19 protein-coding genes and 1 pseudogene are annotated in these 20596 nt (G+C 59.5%); 15 read left to right on the plus strand and 5 right to left on the minus strand.

Annotated features, from left to right (window positions below; translation table 11 throughout):
* Positions 1-12 precede the first annotated feature (12 nt).
* From ccsB to ACNOHI_RS11470, 6 genes are all read left to right on the plus strand, one after another.
* Positions 13-1164 carry a c-type cytochrome biogenesis protein CcsB gene (gene ccsB / locus ACNOHI_RS11445; RefSeq protein ID WP_420474892.1) on the plus strand — a complete coding sequence of 384 codons (1152 nt, stop codon included), beginning with the start codon at positions 13-15 and terminating at the stop codon, positions 1162-1164.
* Positions 1165-1247: 83 nt separating this feature from the next.
* Positions 1248-1631: a hypothetical protein gene (locus ACNOHI_RS11450; protein ID WP_420474786.1), complete on the plus strand. Its 384-nt coding sequence runs from the start codon at positions 1248-1250 to the stop codon at positions 1629-1631.
* Between the two features lie 12 nt (positions 1632-1643).
* Positions 1644-2144, plus strand: a complete 501-nt coding sequence (locus tag ACNOHI_RS11455; protein WP_420474787.1) for an RNA polymerase sigma factor — start codon at positions 1644-1646, stop codon at positions 2142-2144.
* A gap of 1 nt (position 2145) precedes the next feature.
* The gene (locus tag ACNOHI_RS11460; protein WP_420474788.1) at positions 2146-2904 is read left to right on the plus strand and encodes an anti-sigma factor family protein; all 759 of its coding nucleotides are present in this window, start codon (positions 2146-2148) and stop codon (positions 2902-2904) included.
* Positions 2905-2962: 58 nt separating this feature from the next.
* Positions 2963-3934: a protein-methionine-sulfoxide reductase catalytic subunit MsrP gene (gene msrP / locus ACNOHI_RS11465; RefSeq protein WP_420474789.1), complete on the plus strand. Its 972-nt coding sequence runs from the start codon at positions 2963-2965 to the stop codon at positions 3932-3934.
* On the plus strand, positions 3934-4602 hold the full coding sequence (locus tag ACNOHI_RS11470; protein WP_420474790.1) for a protein-methionine-sulfoxide reductase heme-binding subunit MsrQ: 669 nt from the start codon (positions 3934-3936) through the stop codon (positions 4600-4602). Before msrP ends, ACNOHI_RS11470 begins: the two co-directional genes overlap by 1 nt.
* Here the strand turns inward: ACNOHI_RS11470 and lysA are convergent.
* Both lysA and lptM read right to left on the minus strand, forming a co-directional pair.
* Complete coding sequence (lysA, locus tag ACNOHI_RS11475) at positions 4573-5856, minus strand: diaminopimelate decarboxylase (RefSeq protein WP_420474791.1); 1284 nt, start codon at positions 5854-5856, stop codon at positions 4573-4575. The genes ACNOHI_RS11470 and lysA overlap by 30 nt on opposite strands.
* Positions 5857-5871: 15 nt before the next feature.
* On the minus strand, positions 5872-6036 hold the full coding sequence (gene lptM / locus ACNOHI_RS11480; protein WP_420474792.1) for an LPS translocon maturation chaperone LptM: 165 nt from the start codon (positions 6034-6036) through the stop codon (positions 5872-5874).
* Between the two features lie 38 nt (positions 6037-6074).
* Here lptM and cyaY point away from each other — a divergent pair, with 38 nt between their 5' ends.
* Positions 6075-6413, plus strand: a complete 339-nt coding sequence (gene cyaY / locus ACNOHI_RS11485; protein ID WP_420474793.1) for an iron donor protein CyaY — start codon at positions 6075-6077, stop codon at positions 6411-6413.
* 54 nt (positions 6414-6467) lie between these two features.
* Here cyaY and ACNOHI_RS11490 read toward each other — a convergent pair whose 3' ends face one another.
* Positions 6468-8816, minus strand: a complete 2349-nt coding sequence (locus tag ACNOHI_RS11490; RefSeq protein WP_420474794.1) for a penicillin-binding protein 1A — start codon at positions 8814-8816, stop codon at positions 6468-6470.
* A 312-nt stretch (positions 8817-9128) separates the two neighbouring features.
* On the opposite strand from ACNOHI_RS11490, the gene ACNOHI_RS11495 reads away from it, so the two are divergent.
* The 8 genes and pseudogenes from ACNOHI_RS11495 to ACNOHI_RS11530 all read left to right on the plus strand — a co-directional run bounded on the left by ACNOHI_RS11495 (position 9129) and on the right by ACNOHI_RS11530 (position 18996).
* Positions 9129-10211 (plus strand): pilus assembly protein PilM, encoded by a 1083-nt coding sequence (locus ACNOHI_RS11495; protein WP_420474795.1) that lies wholly within the window; start codon positions 9129-9131, stop codon positions 10209-10211.
* Positions 10208-10810 (plus strand): PilN domain-containing protein, encoded by a 603-nt coding sequence (locus ACNOHI_RS11500; RefSeq protein WP_420474796.1) that lies wholly within the window; start codon positions 10208-10210, stop codon positions 10808-10810. Before ACNOHI_RS11495 ends, ACNOHI_RS11500 begins: the two co-directional genes overlap by 4 nt.
* Positions 10811-10825: 15 nt before the next feature.
* Entirely contained in the window at positions 10826-11494 is a 669-nt protein-coding gene (locus ACNOHI_RS11505; protein WP_420474797.1) for a type 4a pilus biogenesis protein PilO, read from the plus strand.
* Positions 11491-12033, plus strand: a complete 543-nt coding sequence (locus ACNOHI_RS11510; protein ID WP_420474798.1) for a pilus assembly protein PilP — start codon at positions 11491-11493, stop codon at positions 12031-12033. The genes ACNOHI_RS11505 and ACNOHI_RS11510 overlap by 4 nt, the downstream gene beginning before the upstream one ends.
* Positions 12033-14198, plus strand: a complete 2166-nt coding sequence (gene pilQ / locus ACNOHI_RS11515) for a type IV pilus secretin PilQ (protein WP_420474893.1) — start codon at positions 12033-12035, stop codon at positions 14196-14198. The genes ACNOHI_RS11510 and pilQ overlap by 1 nt, the downstream gene beginning before the upstream one ends.
* A gap of 46 nt (positions 14199-14244) precedes the next feature.
* Positions 14245-16185, plus strand: a complete 1941-nt coding sequence (locus ACNOHI_RS11520) for an Ig-like domain-containing protein (RefSeq protein WP_420474799.1) — start codon at positions 14245-14247, stop codon at positions 16183-16185.
* Positions 16182-17842: pseudogene (gene aroKB, locus ACNOHI_RS11525) on the plus strand (bifunctional shikimate kinase/3-dehydroquinate synthase AroKB). The gene ACNOHI_RS11520 and the pseudogene aroKB overlap by 4 nt, the downstream one beginning before the upstream one ends.
* The gene (locus ACNOHI_RS11530) at positions 17842-18996 is read left to right on the plus strand and encodes a deoxyguanosinetriphosphate triphosphohydrolase (protein WP_420474800.1); all 1155 of its coding nucleotides are present in this window, start codon (positions 17842-17844) and stop codon (positions 18994-18996) included. The pseudogene aroKB and the gene ACNOHI_RS11530 overlap by 1 nt, the downstream one beginning before the upstream one ends.
* Here ACNOHI_RS11530 and ACNOHI_RS11535 read toward each other — a convergent pair.
* A complete protein-coding gene (locus tag ACNOHI_RS11535; protein WP_420474801.1) occupies positions 18993-20084 on the minus strand; it encodes an enoyl-CoA hydratase/isomerase family protein in 1092 nt (363 codons plus the stop codon). The two genes, ACNOHI_RS11530 and ACNOHI_RS11535, sit on opposite strands and share 4 nt — an antisense overlap.
* 153 nt (positions 20085-20237) lie before the next feature.
* On the minus strand, positions 20238-20585 hold the full coding sequence (gene hpf / locus ACNOHI_RS11540) for a ribosome hibernation-promoting factor, HPF/YfiA family (protein WP_420474802.1): 348 nt from the start codon (positions 20583-20585) through the stop codon (positions 20238-20240).
* Positions 20586-20596: the final 11 nt, after the last annotated feature.

Genomic DNA, 20596 nt, shown 5'->3' on the forward strand with positions numbered 1-20596 from the left:
TTGGAGAAAATGATGGAACTGGCACAATCGCAAACCTACCGCCCGCGCCCGGGCTACTTCAAACGCCTGACGATGATTGACTGGCTGTATGGCGCGGCCCTGCTTGCCGGCGCACTGTTCGCGCTCAATCGCTTCGGCGCGTACATGGATGTGTACGAGAAAGGCATCCTGCTGCTGTCCGTGCCCACCTTTGCGTGGCTCGGCTGGCAGTGGAAGCAGGTGCGCTGGCTGATGGCGGTGCTGGCAGTGCTGTCGCTGGCCTCGATGTCGCTCTACGGCGGCTCACTCGATGCGGCGAATGCAAAGTTCTTCCTCAAGTACGGCTTGTCCAGCCAATCGGCGATCCTGTGGATGAGCACGCTCTTTGTACTGTCAACGCTGTTCTACTGGGGCGGGCTCGCCACGCGTTCCGAATTCGGCGGCGCGGTCGGCAGCAAGCTGTCGTGGGCGGCCGTCGTGCTCGGCTTTACCGGCATGCTGGTGCGCTGGTACGAGTCCTATCTCGTCGGTACCGACGTCGGGCACATCCCGGTGTCGAACCTGTACGAAGTCTTCATCCTGTTCTGCCTGATCACCGCGCTGTTCTACCTGTACTACGAAGAGCACTACGCCACGCGCCAGCTTGGCCCCTTTGTCCTGCTGGTCATCTCCGCCGCCGTCGGTTTCCTGCTGTGGTACACGGTCAGCCGCGACGCTGCCGAGATCCAGCCGCTGGTCCCCGCCCTGCAGAGCTGGTGGATGAAGATCCACGTTCCGGCCAACTTCGTCGGCTACGGCACGTTTGCGCTGGCAGCGATGGTGGCGCTGGCCTACCTGCTCAAGCTCAAAGGCGTCCTCGCCGACCGCCTGCCGGCGCTCGAATTGCTGGATGACGTCATGTACAAGGCGATCGCGGTCGGATTCGCCTTTTTCACCATCGCCACCATCCTCGGCGCCCTGTGGGCGGCGGAAGCCTGGGGCGGCTATTGGTCGTGGGACCCGAAGGAAACCTGGGCGCTGATCGTCTGGCTCAATTACGCCGCCTGGCTGCACATGCGCCTCATGAAAGGCCTGCGCGGGCAGGTTGCCGCCTGGTGGGCGCTGGTGGGCCTGCTGGTTACGACGTTTGCCTTCCTCGGCGTCAACATGTTCCTTTCCGGCCTGCATTCCTACGGCCAGTTGTAAAACGCATGGAATAAATCCTCGCTGACGGCTGTTAACCACATGTGCTGCATTCGCAGCGCATCAACTAGCCAAGCGAGGATTCCATGAAACTGTCCCCCCTGTTTGCCGCACCCGTGCTGGCGCTCGGCCTGATCGGCTGTGCCAGCATGGCGACCGCCCAGATGCCCGCCACCGCCAAGGACGGCATGCTGACCAACAGCGCCGGCATGACCCTCTACACGTTTGACAAGGATGCTGCCGGCAGCGGGAAGAGCGTGTGCAACGGCCAGTGCGCCGTCAACTGGCCGCCGCTGATGGCCAAGGAAGGCGACAAGGCAGCGGGCGACTACAGCGTCGTCACGCGCGACGATGGCGGCAAGCAATGGGCGTACAAGGGCAAGCCGCTCTATCTCTGGATCAAGGACCAGAAACCAGGTGACAAGACCGGTGACGGGGTGAACAATGTGTGGCGTGTAGCCCAGCCGTAACATCTATCGCCCATGGCCGACTTCGCCGAGCAGCTCGCGCAGCATATTCCCCGCTTACGGCGGTATGCGCGCGCGCTGGCACACGACGCGGCCTGGGCGGACGACCTCGTGCAGGACACGTTGGAACGTGCGTTGCAGCGGCGCTGGCAGTTCCGGATCGACAAGAGCCTGACTGCGTGGCTGTTCACGATCCTGTACCGCCGGTTCCTGAACGATGTTGCCCGCCATCGGGCAGTGGTGTCCGATGAAAGCGAAGTGCCTGAGCCCGCCGTGACACCGGATTTCCCCATGCAGATCGACATGCAGCGCGCGCTCGCCAAGCTGACACCGGAGCACCGCGCCGTCATTGTGCTGGTCGGACTGGAACAAGTTTCGTACCAGGAGGCCGCCGAAGTACTGGACGTCCCCATCGGAACCGTGATGTCGCGGCTGTCGCGCGCACGGGAGCATTTGCGTGCTGCGCTTTCGGGCGCTCCCGCAGCTGGCGCGGCCAGGCTTTCCCGGATCAAGTGACATGAAGACCGACCCGATCAGCGAACACGACCTGCACGCCTACGTCGACAACCAGCTCGGCCCGGATCGCCGCGCGCAGGTCGAAGCGTATCTGGCGGGCCAACCGGAGGCCGCTGCATTCGTCCAGGATTTGCGTCTGCAAAACCACCTGTTGCACGAGACCTACGATACGGTACTGAACGAGCCTGTCCCCGTCGCCATGGGCGCCGCCTTGCGGCGCCAGCGCTTTCCCCTTGCGTGGGCAGCGAGTGTTGCTGCGCTTGCCATCGGCCTTGTCGCAGGCTGGACAGCGCGTGACATGACGCAAGCTTCGCCGGGGCCGGCCGTATTTGCAGAACGTGCCTTGCGCGCGCACCTCCTCTACGCCAGCGAAAAGCGCCATCCGGTCGAGGTGCCCGCGGAGCAGGAAGCCCATCTGGTCGCATGGCTTTCCAAGCGCCTGGACGCACCGATCCGCGCACCCGCGCTGAATGCGCACGGATTTTCCCTGCTTGGCGGGCGCTTGTTGCCGGGCGAAGAGGGGCCGTTGGCACAGTTGATGTACGAATCGGCGGATGGCGAACGTCTTACCCTCGTGGTGCGGCGCACAGGCCGCGATACCGGCGACACCCGCTTCCAGGTGCTGGAACAAAACGGCAACAGCGTCTTCTACTGGGTAGACCGGGACTACGGTTATGCCCTGTCCGGCAGCATCGGCAAGAATCGCATGATGGAAGTCGCCAGGGCAGTAGACGCCCAACTGCGCCATCCGCGAAATTGATGTAAGGTTTTCCGGGTCAGCGCAGACCAAGCAGTGACATCACCCTTGCGGAGAACTCATGTTAATCAAGCGCAATCCCAACGGACTGGACATCCCTTTTCCGTCTGAAATTACGCCGCGCCACGTGTTCGAAGCGCGCCGGACTTTCATCAAGCAGCTTGCCCTCGGCTCGATTGCCGCGACGGCACCCGGTCTGTTTGTGCCAGAGGCATTCGCGCAGACCGGCCCGAAGCTTCCCGCAAAGCAGAATACCGCCTTCGTCGTGATGGACAAGCCCACGTCCTACAAGGACGCGACGAGCTATAACAACTTCTACGAATTCGGCACCGACAAGGACGATCCCGTCCGTGCAGCGGGGACGCTGCGCACGCGTCCATGGACGGTCGCCATCGAGGGCGAGGTCAAGAAGCCGATGACGCTCGATATCGACAGTCTGCTCAAGATGGCGCCACTGGAAGAGCGCATCTACCGCCTGCGCTGTGTGGAGGGCTGGTCGATGGTGATTCCCTGGATTGGTTACTCCTTCTCCGAGCTCATCAAGCGGGTCGAGCCAACCGGTAATGCCAAATTCGTCGAGTTCGTCACGCTAGCGGACCGCAAGCAGATGCCCGGACTGCGCAGTCCGGTACTGGAGTGGCCCTATGTGGAAGGCTTGCGCCTCGATGAGGCTAGCCACCCCCTGACCCTGCTGACGCTCGGCATGTACGGCGAAGTCCTGCCGAACCAGAACGGTGCACCGGTACGCATCGTGGTGCCGTGGAAGTACGGTTTCAAGTCGGCCAAGTCTATCGTCAAGATCCGCTTCGTGAAGGACCAGCCGAAGACGGCATGGAATATTTCGGCGCCGCAGGAATACGGCTTCTATTCCAACGTCAATCCCGATGTCGACCATCCGCGCTGGTCGCAGGCGACCGAGCGGCGCATCGGCGAGGATGGCTTCCTCACCCGCAAGCGCAAGACGCTGATGTTCAATGGCTATAGCGATGTCGCGTCGCTGTACGTCGGCATGGACCTGAAAAAGTTCTACTGATGATCACCTCGAGACAAATCACCGCCGCGAAGGTGGTGCTGTTCGCGGCTTCGCTGCTTCCCTTTGCGCGGTTGGTACTGTTTGCGTTCACCGACCGCCTCGGCGCCAACCCCATTGAATTCATCACGCGCAATACCGGCGACTGGACCTTGTACTTCCTGTGCCTGACGCTGAGCGTGACGCCGCTGCGCAAACTCACGGGGATGCATTGGTTGATCCGGCTGCGCCGCATGCTTGGATTGTTTGCCTTTTTCTATGCGACCCTGCACTTCACGACCTTCCTCTGGTTCGATCATTTCTTCGATGTCGACGAGATGCTGAAGGATGTGGTGAAGCGGCCCTTCATCACGGTGGGATTCACGGCCTTCGTGCTGCTCATTCCACTGGCGGTCACGAGTACGAACGGCATGGTGAAGCGCCTCGGCGGCAAGCGCTGGCAGTGGCTGCACCGGCTGGTCTACCTGATCGCGGCGCTGGGCATCCTGCATTTCTGGTGGATGAAGGCGGGCAAGAACGATTTTGCCCAGCCCATCCTGTTTGGAAGCATCGTCGCTGTGCTGTTGCTGATGCGGCTGTGGTGGAATGTGATCCAGCCGAGGCTGGAGCGGCGCCGGATGATGCCGGCGCCGGGATGCGGATTACGGGAGCAGCGTCTCGAGCGCAAATAGCTCGCCCGGTGTTTCGCGACGGCGGATCAGGTGTACCTGGTCGCCGTCGACCATCACTTCCGCTGCGCGGCCGCGGGTATTGTAGTTGGACGACATCGTCATGCCGTAAGCGCCGGCCGACATGATCGCCAGCAGGTCGCCCTGTTCGATTGCCAGAGAACGTTCACGCGCCAGCCAGTCACCCGATTCGCACACCGGGCCGACGATGTCATACGTCTTTTGCTCGCCCACCCGCTGCACGACCGGTTGCACGCCATGCCATGCCTCGTACATCGCCGGGCGCATCAAGTCGTTCATTGCCGCATTGACGATGGCGAAGTTTTTCGCCGCGCCGTGCTTCAGGTATTCGACTTCCGTGAGCAGCAGGCCTGCGTTGCCGACAATGGAGCGGCCGGGTTCGAACATCACCTGGATCGGCTTGCCCTTGTATTGGTGCAGGCGCCACTTGTCGATCTTCGCAAACAGCCGGCCGAGGTAATCGCCGATCGCGACCGGCTTGTCCTTGTCGTAGGTGATGCCGATGCCGCCGCCGATATCGATATGGTGCAGCACGATGCCTTCCTGCGTCAGCCGGTCCACCAGCTCGATCAGGCGGTCGAGCGCTTCCAGCAGCGGCGCATCGTCCAGCAGCTGTGATCCGATATGGCAATCGATGCCGGCGACACGGATATGCGGCAGCGTCGCGGCGGTGCGATAGGCGGTGAGCGCTTCGTCATAGGCGATGCCGAACTTGTTTTCCTTCAGTCCGGTGGAAATGTAGGGGTGCGTCTTCGCATCGACGTTGGGATTGACGCGCAGCGACACCGGCGCCTGCTTGCCCATCTCGCCCGCCACTTCATTCAGACGATGCAGTTCGGCCGTCGATTCGACGTTGAAGCACAGGATGTCGTGCGACAGCGCCAACTTCATTTCCTCATGCGTCTTGCCCACGCCGGAGAAGATGACCTTGCTCGGGTCGCCGCCCGCCGCGATCACGCGCAGCAGTTCGCCGCCGGAGACGATATCGAAGCCGGAGCCGAGCTTGCTCAGCAGGTCCAGCACCGCGATGTTGGAATTCGACTTGACCGAATAGCAGACCAGCGCCGTGCTCGCATCGCGCTGGTTTTCACGGCAGGCGTTCGCGTAGGCGGAAAAGTTTTCGACCAGCGCCGCTTTGGAATAGACGTAGGTCGGACTGCCGAACTGGCGGGCGATCTCGGTCAGCGGAACGTTTTCGGCGCACAGCGCGCCATTCTTGTAGGAAAAGTGGGACATGGTATGAGCAGACAACTATTTGGAAGCGGGCGCAGCGTTTTGTGCAGGCGCAGCCGGCGGCGCAGGTGTCGCAACGGGCTGTTTGGCGGGCAGGTAGAGCGGGCCCTTCTGGCCGCATCCGGCCAGAAGAATCGCCATGGACAGACCGGCAACACGCGACAGGTCAAGAACTGACTTCACGATTAGAATCACGGTTTTGGGAACCCAAGGAGTGTAGCATGACTGAATCCGAATTCCTGGCGCTGGCGGACGAGACGCTGGGCGCCATCGAGGCCGCACTGGAGCGGGCCGCGAACGACAGCGACCTGGACGTCGAGTGCAGCCGCAGCGGCAATGTGCTGGAGATCGAATTCGTCGACAACGGCTCGAAAATCATCGTCAACAGCCAGGCGCCGATGCAGGAAATGTGGGTGGCGGCGCGCTCTGGCGGTTTCCATTACAAGCGGATCGACGGCCAGTGGCGCAATACGCGCGACCAGTCCGAAATGTACGCGTCGCTGTCGAAAATGGTGACCGAGCAGGGCGGCATTGCCGTGGTCCTCAGCGGGAACGCATAAAAAAGGCCGGAATCCCTTTGGAGGATTCCGGCCTGAATTGTTTACTGCGAACGGTCAGAACAATTCGTTCTTCACATCTTCCTTCGCCTTTTCATCTTCAGGCGTCGTGCCGTTGCCCAGGCCCAGGCTGCGGACACCGGTACCCGGCGGATTCTCTGCGTAATAGTATTCCCCGCCGACCTGGATAATCCCCTCGGGAACGGCCCGTTCCGCAATAGGCACGTCCTTGAGCGCCTTGCTCATGTAACTGATCCAGATCGGTAATGCCAGTCCGCCGCCGGTCTCCTTGTTGCCCAGGTTTTTCGGCTGGTCGAAACCGATCCATGCGACGCCCACGATTTTTGGCTGGTAGCCGGCGAACCACGCGTCGATCGAATCGTTGGTCGTGCCGGTCTTGCCGGCGATATCCGTACGCTTCAGGGAAAGGGCGCGTGTCGCCGTTCCGGACTTGACCACGTCCTTCATCATGCTGTCCATCAGGAAGGCGTTACGCTCGTCGATGACGCGGTTCGCTTCTTCGCCGGCGCGGTCGGGGACGGCAGTGGACAAGACCCGGCCGGTCGTATCCGTCACTTTGGAAATGATGTACGGGCTGACACGATAACCGCCGTTGGCGAACACGGCGTACGCCCCCGCCATCTGTAGCGGCGTCACCGCGCCCGCGCCCAGCGCCAGCGTCAGGTAGGGTGGGTTTTTCTCCGCCTCGAAGCCGAAGCGGGTCGCGTACTCCTGGCCATACTTCGCGCCGATCTTGTGCAGGATGCGGATCGAGATCATGTTCTTCGACTTGGCCAGGCCTTTGCGCATCGGCATCGGGCCTTCGTACTTGCCGTCGTAGTTCTTCGGCTCCCACGCCTGTCCACCGGTCTGACCCGCGTCGAAACTGATCGGCGAGTCGGCAATGATCGTCGACGGCGACATGCCCTTTTCCAGCGACGCGGAATAGATGAACGGCTTGAACGAGGAGCCCGGCTGGCGCCACGCCTGCGTGACGTGGTTGAACTTGTTGCGATTGAAGTCGAAGCCGCCAACGAGCGCGCGGATAGCGCCGTCTTCTGTATTCGCGGCGACAAATGCGGATTCCACTTCAGGCATCTGGGTAATCGTCCAGGCATTGTTCTCCTGGGTCACGCGGATCACGGCACCCCGGCGCACTTTCTTTGCGGGCGGGGCCTTGTCGCTCAACAGGTTGGTTGCGAAGCTAAGGCCCGGTCCGGTAATGGTGATCTCTTCACCGGAGGAGAGCACCGCTTTCACGCTCTTGGGCGAAGCTTCCAGGACCACCGCGGCGACGATGTCGTCACTGTCCGGATGCTCGGCCAGCTCCACTTCGATGGCGTGGTCTGCCTCTTCCTTCGCGGCGGGAATTTCCATGTACGCTTCCGGTCCGCGATAGCCATGACGCTTCTCGTAATCCATCACGCCGCGGCGCAGCGCAAGGTAGGCTGCATCCTGGTCGGCCTTGGTAATGGTCGTGTAGACATTCAAGCCGCGGGTATAGGTTTCGTCCTTGAACTGGTCATAGACGAGCTGGCGCGTCATCTCGGCAACGTACTCGGCATGCACGCCGAATTCGCTGCTGTTCGTCTTGATTTTCATGACCTGGTCTTTGGCCGCGGTATATTGAGCGTCCGTGATATAGCCCAGCTGGAGCATGCGCTGCAGGATGTACTGCTGACGGATGCGCGCGCGCTTGGGATTGGCCACCGGGTTATAGGCCGACGGCGCTTTCGGCAGGCCGGCCAGCATGGCGGCTTCGGCCACGGTGATGTCCGCCAGCTTCTTGCCGAAGTAGATCTGTGCCGCGGAAGAGAATCCATAGGCGCGCTGCCCCAGGTAGATCTGGTTCATGTACACCTCAAGGATCTGGTCCTTGGTCAGGTTTTGCTCGATCTTCCAGGCCAGCAGCATCTCGTAAATCTTGCGCTTGAGCGTCTGCTCGCTGGACAGGAAGAAATTGCGGGCCACCTGCTGCGTAATGGTCGACGCACCCTGTCTCGAACTGTTCGTCAGGTTGTGGATGGCCGCGCGCATGATGCCGACGTAATCGACGCCGCTATGGTCGTAGAAGCGGTCATCCTCGATGGCCAGTACGGCCTTTTTCATGATGTCCGGCACGTCCTTGATGCGCACGAGGTTGCGGCGCTCCTCGCCGAATTCCCCGATCAGCACGTTATCGGCGGAATAGATCCGTAGCGGAATCTTGGGCCGGTAATCGGTCAGGGTATCCAGCGCCGGCAGGTTCGGATAGGCCATGGCCAGCGAGAAGCAAATGATCAGCACGCCGATGACGGCAAGGCCGACCACGCTTCCCACGAGACCCAGGAACAGGCGCGCAAGTAAGGAAAAGCGGGGCTTCGACGCGGTTTTGGAGGCGTCGCCTTCAGGTTTATTGCTGGACATGCGGGGGGATGAGCAGGAGAAAATTGGACTTCTGAATTATAACGGTGGGCAACATTATCGGATATTAGTAGAATTTCAATGTTTCTCACCGTAACGCGTCGGCTTTTGGCAACTGGTTACAAATTCCTGTACGGAAATCGCTTTACATGGCTCGAAGCTTATTGCTAGGATTTAATGTAACGTTGGATATATATAACCTAAATATCGGTTTTTAAACGGATTTTTTGTTGAAGTGCCACTATATCCGTTGCTTCGACATATAAATAAGTGGTGCGTTCACGCAATAAGCCACATTTTCGGGGAGTAAAACCCTTGGCCATTGATCTCGGATCGTTACTCGGCAAGAAGAATCCACCGTTGATCGGCCTGGACATCAGTACCTCGGGCGTCAAACTCGTCGAACTGTCTGAAACGGGCAAGAACGAATACCGGCTGGAACGCATCGCGAACGAACCCTTGCCGCGCGGTGCCGTCGTCGACGGCAACATCGAAAACATCGAACAGGTGTCCGAGGCGGTTCGCCGCGTCTGGAAGAAGAGCGGCACCAAAGCCAAGCATGCAGCCCTCGGCATGCCGCCCGCATCGGTCATTACCAAGAAAATCATCCTGCCCGCCGGCCTGTCGGAAGACCAGCTCGAAGTCCAGGTCGAGAGCGAGGCCAACCAGTACATCCCGTTTGCCCTCGAAGAGGTCAGCCTCGATTTCTGCGTGATCGGCCTCGCACCGAATTCGCCGGACGACGTCGAGGTCCTGATCGCCGCAACGCGCAAGGAAAAGGTGGAAGACCGCGTCGCCGTCGCTGAGTCCGCCGGGCTCAAACCGGTCGTCATGGATATAGAATCGTATGCGGCACGCGCCGCGGTGGACCGGATCACAGCACAGCTTCCGAAAGGTGGTCAGGGGCAGATCGTCGCCCTGTTCCAGATCGGCGCGCAGGCCACGCATGTCTCAGTGTTGCAGGATGGACAAACCATCTACGAGCGCGAGCAACCCTTTGGTGGCAACCAGCTGACGCAGGATATTGTGCGTGCATATGGATTGTCGTTTGAAGACGCCGAATCCAAGAAGCGCTCCGGCGACCTGCCGGAAGGCTATGACCGGGAACTGGTCGAGCCCTTCCTGGAAAATGCGGCGCTCGAGGTGACGCGGGCCATCCAGTTTTTCTTCACATCCACTCCCTATACCCATATCGACCAGATCTTCCTGGCGGGCGGCTGCGCGGTCATCCCCGGCCTGGTCGAGATCGTGGCCGAGCGGGCCAAGGTGTCGACCTCTGTTGTCAGCCCCTTCAAGGGAATGCAGCTCGCGCCGGCGATCCGTGAAAAGCAGTTGCGCGCCGAAGCGCCGGCGTACCTGGTCGCCTGTGGCCTGGCGATGCGGAGGTTTGAAGAATGATTCGTATCAACCTGCTTCCTCATCGCGAGGAAAAGCGCAAGCAGCGGAAGATTGCCTTCGTACGCTTGCTCGTTCTCGCCTCGTTGATGGGCCTCGCGTTCTCCGTCGCGTACGCCGCCTTCATCGGTGCAAAAATCTCCAACCAGAACCAGCGTAATAGTTTCATCAAGGATGAGAACGCCAAGCTGGACGCGGAAATCAAGGAAATCGCCACCCTCAAGCAGGAAATAGAAGCCCTGCAGGCCCGTCAGCAGGCCGTGGAAGACTTGCAGAGTGATCGCAACCAGCCCGTGTACCTGATGGACGAATTGGTCAAGCAGGTCCCGGAAGGCATTTACCTGCGCGCATTCAAGCAGGACAACCAGCGGGTGGCGGTCAGCGGCTATGCGCAGTCCAACGAGCGCGTCTCGGAGCTGCTGCGCAACCTCGGCAACAATTCCCCGTGGCTGGAACGCCCGGACCTGATCGAAATCCGCCTGACCAATCTCGGCCAGGGCAGGGACGCCAAGAAGGTATTCGACTTCACGGTGAACGTCGGCATCAAGCGCCCGCGCGAAAAGGAGCAGGCCGCCTCGACTCCCCCGAAGAAGCAGCCCTGACAGGAAAGACGCACTATGGCAGACCTAAAGAAAATCGGGGATACGATAACCAGCCAGTTCCGCGGCCTCAATGGACGCGACCCCGGGCAATGGCCGATCATTCCGCAATTGCTGTGCGCGTTTGGCACCTTTGTGGGTGTGATTGTGCTCGGCTGGTTCCTCTACCTGAGCGGTCAACAGGATGAACTGGAGCTTGGCGAGCAGGAAGAGGTCAAGCTGCGCGAAGAATACAAGACCAAGGTGCGGCAGGCGATCAACCTTGAGGGATTGCGAAAGCAGCGGGATCAGGTCAACGAGTACGTCTCATCGCTGGAGAAGCAATTGCCCAGCAAGGCAGAAATGGATGCGCTGCTTTCCGACATTAACCAGGCCGGCCTGGGGCGTGGCCTGCAATTCGAGTTGTTCAAGCCGGGACAGGTCATCGTCAAGGACTATTATGCGGAGCTGCCGATTGATATCAAGGTGACCGGCAGCTATCACGATATCGGCGCATTCACCAGCGACATCGCCAACCTGCCGCGGATCGTCACATTGAACAACCTGAACCTTGCCGCAGGCAAGGACGGCACCCTGACCCTCGAAGCCGTTGCGAAGACTTTCCGATACCTGGACAAGGACGAAGTCGCCGCGCAGCGCAAGGCGTCCGAGGAAAAGGCCAAGAAGGCCAAAGGGGCGAAGAAATGATGATCCCACGCGCCTTGAAGAAGGCAGTTCCGCTGCTGGCCTTGTCCGTGCTCGCGGGATGCGGGGACGGCGGACTGCAGGAAGTGAAAGACTGGATGAAGGAAGTCCGGTCGCAGACGCCGGTATCCGTGCCAAAGATTTCCGAACCCAAAAAATTCGTGCCGTTCTCCTATAGCGGCAAGGACGAGTTTGACCCGTACAATCCGGCAAAGCTTTCAGCCGCATTGGCCAAAATGCAGGCGAATACCGGCAGTGGCCTCAAGCCCGACCTCGACCGCCGGAAAGAGCCATTGGAAAGTTATCCGCTGGACAGCATCAAGATGGTCGGCACTTTGGAGAAACCTGGGCTGAGCTACGCTCTCCTGCAGGTGGACAAGGTGGTTTTTCAAGCCAAGGTCGGCAATTACATCGGCCAGAACTTCGGCATGATCACCAGGATTACCGACACGGAAGTCGAGATCAAGGAGATCGTGCGCGATGCCTCGGGCGAATGGACCGAACGCAAAGCCAAGTTAGAGTTGCAGGAGAATAAGAAATGATGTCCGCACAAACATACCTAAGAGGCTTTGGTGCCGACGTGCGCAGCGTATTGCGTCGGTTCGTGGTCGCGGGCCTGTCGCTCGCCTGTTGCATCGCCTACGCGCAGGAAAATGCGATCGAATCGATCGGTGCCAATCAGCAGGGCGCCAACGTCATCGTGAAGGTCAAGCTGAAGAAGCCACTGGCCAAGCCGCCGATCGGCTTTTCCATTACCAACCCCGCGCGGATTGCGCTGGATTTTTCCGGCGCATCGAATGCGACAGGGAAGATCTCCCAGGACATCGGGCTGGGCGACGTAAAGAGCGTGAATGTGGTGCAGGCGGGCGAGCGCTCACGCATCGTCTTTAACCTGCTCCGTCCGTTGAATTACGCGACCGTCGTCGAGGGGGATACGGTCATTGTCACCATCGATGGCTCTGGCGGAATCGCCTCGGCGGTGAATGCGGCCGGCATTCCTGTTGCCGCTACCCCGGCAGTCCCTGCCAAGCAGGTGTTGCGCGACATCGATTTCAGAAGGGGAGTGCTCGGCGAGGGGCGTGTTGTTGTCGACTTGCCCAGTAATCAGGTAGCGGTCGATGTTCGCCAGCAAGGGCAGTCGATCGTGGTTGATTTCGTGAAAACCAGCCTGCCGGAAGTATTGCGCCGTCGCCTCGATGTTGCCGATTTTGGCACGCCGGTGCAAACCATCACGACCTCGCCGCAGGGCGAAAACGTCCGTATGGTGATCGAGCCGAAGGGACTATGGGAGCACAGCGCCTACCAGAGCGATACTCAGCTGGTGGTCGAGGTGAAGCCCATCAAGGAAGACCCGAACAAGCTCGTCCAGGGAACGCAGGGGTATCGCGGCGAGCGACTGTCGCTCAATTTCCAGAACGTCGAAGTCCGCGCTGTCCTGCAGGTGATTGCTGATTTCACCGGATTGAACATCATTACCAGCGACACGGTCAGCGGCAATGTCACCTTGCGCCTGAAAGATGTGCCCTGGGACCAGGCGCTTGACATCGTCATGCAGGCAAAGGGCCTGGACATGCGCAAGAACGGCTCCGTGCTGTGGATCGCGCCGAAGGACGAGCTGCTGACGAAGGAAAAGCTCGAACTGGAACAGAAGGCCCAGATCGCCGAACTGGAACCACTCAAGACGGAAACCTTCCAGCTGAATTACCAGAAGGCTGAATCCTTCAAGCAGGTGCTCGGAGTTGAGGGAACGGATTCCAAGAAGAGTATTCTGTCCAAGCGGGGAAGCGCGGTCATTGACCCACGCACCAATCAATTGTTCGTAACCGATATCGCATCCAAGCTTGAAGAGATTCGCAAGCTTGTCCAGAAGACAGATATCGCCTCGAAGCAAGTCCTGATCGAAGCAAGGATTGTCGAGGCCGACGACAAGTTCAGCAAGAACCTCGGCGCAAAACTCGGTTTTACGGATATGCGCACTCTGCGCGGTGGTGATACAGGCTGGCAGATTTCACGCGGCAGCAATGCAAGGGTGGCAGTCACCGGCAACCTCACCGGCGTTGGCGAGCAGACGGGCCAGGTCGAAGAAAAAGACAGCGGCTACAACAACAGCCAGTTTATCAACCTTCCGGCTGCCGGCATCAACGGCATCGCTCCAGGAACGCTGGCCGTCAGCCTCTTTTCAGCGGCGGCGAACCGCTTCCTGAACCTCGAGCTTTCCGCCCTGGAGGCTGACGGAAAGGGGAAGATCATCTCCAGCCCGCGTGTCGTGACAGCAGACCAGCTCAAGGCCGTGATCGAACAAGGTACCGAGCTTCCGTATCAGGTTGCCACTTCCAGCGGTGCTACATCGATCATGTTCCGCAAGGCGAACCTCAAGCTCGAAGTGACCCCGCAAATTACCCCGGACGGAAACGTCATCCTTGACGTCGACGTCAACAAGGACAGCGTCGGCGTGGAGACGCGTGCAGGGTTTGCGATCGATACAAAGCACGTGAAGACGCAGGTGCTCGTGGAAAATGGCGGAACCGTCGTACTCGGCGGTATTTTCCAGCAGGTCGAGCGCGAACAGGTGTCGAAGGTGCCAGTCTTTGGCGACATTCCTGTCGTCGGTCACTTGTTCAAGACGCAGGGACGCACCAATGACAAAACAGAGTTGTTGATTTTCATTACACCTAAAATAGTTGCCGATCGCGTGGTATCACGCTAATCAAGAGCAATAAGCAAGAATTCGAATAACGTTAAGGGTAGGGCTTATGAAATTAGGGGATATCGGGACTTCGGTCCAAAAGATTGTTCGATTCGCAGCGTGCGGGCTGATGGCGCTGTCGCTTGCGTCATGCGGCGGCGGCGGCGGTTCAGCTGGTACCGTATCGGGCACGAGCGGCTCCACGGCAACGACACCGTCGTCGATTTCCTTGCTGTTCAGCAGTACGGAATTGCCGTCATCCGGCACGGCTGGCACGGAAGTGACCGTCACCGCGTTGGTCAAGAATGGAAACAACAATGCGATTGCATCCGCGCCGGTGATCTTTACGGCCAGCTCGGGCGCGTTGACCGCCGTCTCGGCGACGACTGATGCCAATGGCAAAGCCACTGCGCTTCTCAGCACTTCCGGTGACCGCACCAATCGGTCAATCACCGTCACTGCAAAGGCAGGCAATGTGACGACGACAGGTACCGTCAATGTCGTCGGAACGGCCGTCGCAATTACTGGTCCGTCGACGGTTACAGCTGGTGGCACCGGCGACTTTGCCATTACTGTCCGCGATCAGGCCGGAAAGGCGATCTCGGGTGTTCCGGTGGCGATTTCCACTGCGAAGGGGAACGGAATTGCGATCAAGTCGTCTGGTGGCGGTAGCGCAAGTGCGGCGATCACGAATTCCCAAGGCCAAGTGGTGATTACCGTGACCGGTACGATTGCAGGCAAGGACTCGATTGTCGCGTCATCGCAGGGACATACCTTCTCCTATGATTTCAACGTGAACACGCTCAGTCTTACCGTCACCCCCGCGGCGACACAGGCAAACGTGAGCACATGTACCAGCATCAGCGCACGTCTGGAAAACTCCGGCGTCGGACAAAATGGGATCATCAACATCAGTACATCCCGCGGCCTGATCTATTCCGACAGCGGCTGTAATTCTCCCCTGGGAAGCACTGGCGTGCCCGTTACTGCAGGACAGGCACAGACTACCTATATCAAGTCTGACATGATCGGCGTGGCGACAATTACGGGTACCGTTGCAAATGGCCCGACGGCGCAGAGCAGCATCACTTTCGTCGCACCGTTGACGTCCACGGCAACGATCAGCGTCCAGCCGGAACCGTCAGTCGTCAGTCCGAGCGGCACCGGTCAGAGCAACACCAGCGTCTTGACGGTCACTGTGCGTGACGGAACCGGCAACAACAATCTGGTGAAAGGTGCTGTGATCGAGTTCTCGATCGTCTCCGATCAGAGCGGCGGCTCATTGTCCAATCCGTCTGTCGTGACAACGGAAGACGACGGAACTGCCAAGGTAACCTTCACTGCCGGTCCGGCAACGACTCCTGCAAACGGCGTACAGATCCAGGCGCGCATTCAGGGCACGACGAAGACGGCGACGGCAAGCCTGACCGTTTCCCGCAAATCCCTGTTCATCACTGCCGGTACCGGCAACAAGCTTGAGACGCCTTCCACATCAACCTATCGTCAGGACTACACGGTCTTTGTGACTGATGCGTCCGGCAACCCGGTGCCGGAAGTTGCGGTCACGGCTTCCGTCAAGGCGATGTTCTACCGCAAGGGGGGGTATCGTTTCGATTCCGATCAGGCAACCCCGGAAACCGGCTGGGTCTATGCCTCGCCGCACTATGTCTGCTCGAACGAAGATAGCAATAACAACGGTATTCTCGACGCGGGAGAGGATTTCAACAGCAACGGGACGCTTGAACCTCGCATTCCGTTGTCTGTGACGTCGAGTGGTAAGACGGATGCAACCGGTACAGCAGTCATCTCGATCCTGTATCCACGCGATCGCGGTAACTGGACGGATGTGCGGATGTCGATCACAGGCAGTGTTCAGGGTACTGAGGCAATTTACACGACTTCGACGTATACTCTGCCGGTACTCGCAACGGACCTGTCCGACCAGTCAACTGCGCCGCCGGGTTCGCCCAGCCCGTATGGGACGAATGCCTGCAACGTGTCAAATTGACCTCAAACATTTTCCTGGTAGGCCTCATGGGCGCCGGCAAGACGACAGTCGGCCGCGCCCTGGCCAAAAAACTCAACAAACGGTTCATCGATTCGGACCACGAAATCGAGGCGCGCACAGGCGCCTCGATTCCTTTGATCTTTGAGATCGAGGGGGAGGCGGGTTTTCGGCAGCGAGAGTCGGAGGTCATTCGCGACCTCACCTCGCAAACCGACCTGGTCCTCGCGACCGGCGGCGGTGCAATCCTGAAGCCTGAAAACCGTGAATATCTGAAGACGCGCGGGACCGTGATCTACTTGCGGGCCAGCATCAACAGCATCCTCCAGCGCACCAGCCACGACAAGAACCGGCCCTTGTTGCAGACAGCCGATCCTCGCGGCCGCCTTGAGCAGCTTTCGCGCGAACGCGAGCCGCTCTACCTGGAAGTTGCCGACTTTGTCATCGAAACCGGCCGTCCTAACGTACAATCTCTGGTGCAAACCATCATTTCCCAGTTGGAGATGGCGCAGAAAGCGTCGCCCGGGAACGACACGCCGAACCAGACCTCCTGAAACCTATGACCGCGCAGCATTCATCGCCGATCACCTTGCAAGTTGACCTGGGTGATCGCAGTTACCCTATTGCGATTGGCCAATCGTTGTTGACCGATCCTTCCCTCGTTACACGCCAGATCGCAGGCAAGCGGGTGGCAGTCGTCACGAATACCACGGTCGGCCCCCTATACCTCGATCGCCTGGTTGGTATCCTCGAAGGCGCGGGCAAGCAAGTCACAACGGTGGTGCTGCCGGACGGTGAAGAGGAGAAAAACTGGGGCAACCTGATGCGCGTGTTTGACGTGCTGCTCGAACAGAAGTGCGACCGCAAGACGACGCTGATTGCCTTGGGCGGCGGTGTGATTGGAGACATGACCGGGTTTGCCGCGGCGACATACATGCGCGGCGTGCCGTTTATCCAGGTGCCGACAACGCTGCTGGCGCAAGTTGATTCCTCCGTTGGCGGCAAGACCGGCATCAACCACCCGCTTGGCAAGAACATGATCGGCGCGTTCTACCAGCCGCAGGCCGTCATTGCCGATACGTCGACCCTGAATACCCTTCCCGACCGCGAACTGTCCGCAGGGCTTGCAGAGGTCATCAAGCACGGCGCCATCATCGATTCGGCGTTCTTCGACTGGATCGAGGCAAATATCGGAAAGCTCGTGGACCGCGATCCGGAAGCGCTGGCGTATTCCATCCAGCGATCCTGCGAGATCAAGGCGGAAGTTGTGCGCCAGGATGAGCGCGAAGGTGGATTGCGTGCAATCCTGAATTTCGGCCACACGTTCGGACACGCGATCGAGGCCGGCATGGGGTATGGCGCATGGCTGCACGGCGAGGCAGTCGGATGCGGCATGGTCATGGCGGCCGATTTGTCCCATCGCCTTGGATTCATCGATTCGGCCAGTGCATCGCGATTGAAGGCGCTGGTGAAGGCAGCGCGGCTGCCCTTTGTTGCGCCGGATCTCGGCATCGAGCGATGGCTTGAACTGATGCAGGTGGACAAGAAGAACGAGGGTGGCCAGATCAAATTCATCCTCCTCAAGCCCCTCGGCACATCGGTCATCATGCCAGTGCCGCAGGATGCCTTGGTAGAAACCCTGAAAGCCTGCATTCGTTAATGGATTTCGAAGCCAACCTCGCACCTTATGCTGCACGTTCCGCGGCATCGCGGGGGAGGCGTTTCGCGGAACCGGCCCCGGCTTCGCGTACGGAGTTCCAGCGCGACCGTGACCGCATCATCCATTCGACCGCATTTCGCCGGCTCGAGTACAAGACACAGGTCTTCGTCAACCATGAGGGCGATCTCTTCCGCACTCGCCTGACGCACAGTATCGAAGTCGCGCAGATCGCACGGTCGACCGCACGCAACCTGCGTCTCAACGAAGACCTGGTCGAAGCGATTTCGCTGGCGCACGATCTGGGTCATACGCCGTTCGGTCATGCGGGACAGGAGGCGCTGGACGCGTGCATGAAGGAGTACGGTGGCTTCGAACATAACCTGCAAAGCTTGCGCGTCGTCGATCAGCTTGAGGAGCACTACGGGGCATTCGATGGGCTGAACCTGATGTTCGAAACGCGCGAAGGCATCCTCAAGCACTGTTCCACTTCAGATGCAAAGACGCTGGGAGAAGTTGGCCAGCGCTTCCTCGATAAGAAACAGCCGACTCTGGAGGCGCAGCTGGCCAACCTCGCCGACGAGATTGCGTACAACAATCATGACATCGACGACGGCCTGCGTTCGGGCTTGTTGACCACTGGCCAACTGGACGAGGTGGATTTCTATGCGCGTCACCGGACAGAAGTGGAACGCGCCTACCCCGGCATCACCGGACGCCGTGCCATCCATGAAACCATCCGGCGCATGATCAATGCATTGATCGTCGATCTGATCAATACTTCGAAGGCCCGCATTGAAAGCACCCAGCTCAAGTCCATTGAGGACGTGCGCAACGCGCCTCCCATGATCGCGTTCTCCGCGGAGATGAACAGGGAGGCCGCACAGTTGAAGCATTTCCTGCGTCACAACCTGTACCAGCACTACCAGGTCAACCGCATGACCAGCAAGGCGCGACGCATCATTCGCGAATTGTTCGAGGCATTCATGCGTGAACCGCGCCTGCTTCCCCCGGATTACCAGACAGGTCTGCGCGACGGCGCGACTGCCGACCAGATGCGGGCGCAGGCGCGCAAGGTCGCCGACTATATCGCTGGCATGACGGATCGATACGCGATGCGCGAATTCCGCCGCCTTTTCACCGTCGAAGAAATCTAGTCCAGCGTGCGCAGGGGGTGCGCATGCGCCGGCCATGCCGGTTCAAAGAAGCGCTCGATCATTTCCGTGCTGACGCCGGCCAGTTGTGCCGGCGACCATTTCGGCGCATTGTCCTTGTCGATCACCACCGACCTGATTCCTTCGAGCACTTCGCCGTTCTCAAAACTGCGGCGCACCATGGTACGCTCCATGCGCAGGTTGTCCGCAACGCCCATCGTCCTTCCACGACGCAGCTGCGACAAGGTCACGCACATCATGAGCGGCGAGCGTTTGCTCATGGTGTCGAGTGCTTTTCGTGCAAATGCGCTGTCGTCTTTCCTGAGAGAGTCCGCAATCGACAGCACATCGTCATGTGCAAAATGCCGGTCGATTGCGCTGCGCTCGGTAGCGAGCACGCTTGCTGCAGGTTCAGCCTGCGATGCGAATCGCGACGCGAATTCACGAATGGCGTCGGGCAGTCCGGAGGAATCTACGGACTCAAGCATGGCGGAGAGCGAAGCAAGTTCCGCAGCAGGCACAAACACGTCGGCGAGGCCGGCATACAGGGCATCGGCAGCGCCGATGGTTTCGCCGGTGACGCCGAGGTAAGTGCCGATTTCGCCGGGCACGCGCGACAGGAAATATCCCCCGCCCACATCAGGGAACAGGCCAATGTTCACCTCCGGCATCGCCATCTTCGTGCGCTCGGTGACGATGCGCAGTCGGTTGGATTCGCCCCCTTGCGCAACACCCATTCCACCCCCCATGACGATGCCGTCCATGACGGCGACATACGGCTTGGGATAGAAGTGGATGAGATGGTTCAGTGCATACTCTTCCGTGAAAAAGTCTTCCAGCGATGCGCTTCCGCCCTGCGGATTCGCCCGTCCCGCGTCGTAAAAGAAACGTATATCGCCACCCGCACAAAACGCACGCTCGCTGCTACTGCGGATCGCCACTGCGCGCACCGCACTATCGCTGCGCCACGCGATCAATGTCGTCGTGAGCGCGCGAACCATGTCGAGCGACAGGGAGTTCAGTGCTTTGGGGCGATCAAGCGTGATGAAGCCGATGTTGTTCTTGATATGGGTCTGGACGAATTCAGTCATGGCCGGCAAGTAAGTACGGGAAGCGGATCATTGTATCGGCAATGCCAGAAGCTCGCAGTCGCACGCCCGACATTCGCCGCGTGGCGGCGGCCAAATAAAAAGGGCGCATTGATGCGCCCTTGATCGTCATGGCCCTGACGGGCCGGAGAAATGTCACGCAGCGGCCGATGTGTCCGGCATGCGCTTGAACGATTCGTGCTGGTGGTCCTGGATCTTTGTCTTGTACTTCAGTACCTGACGGTCCAGTTTGTCAATCAATGTGTCGATGGCAGCGTACAGGTCTTCCGCAAAACTCTCGACATGAATGACGTTGCCCCGTAGTCGCAGATTGACTTCTGCTCTCTGTCTCTTTTCCTTTTCTGACGGTTTTTCCACACCCAAGATGACTGCGATATCAATGACATGGTCGAAATGGCGGATGATGCGTTCCAGCTTGGTTTCCGTATATTCGCGGATGGCCGGTGTCAGTTCGAGGTGATGTCCACTGATTGTAAGATTCATACAGCGCTCCT

This window comes from Noviherbaspirillum sp. ST9 (genome assembly GCF_048799745.1).
In the GTDB taxonomy this organism is placed as follows: domain Bacteria; phylum Pseudomonadota; class Gammaproteobacteria; order Burkholderiales; family Burkholderiaceae_D; genus Noviherbaspirillum.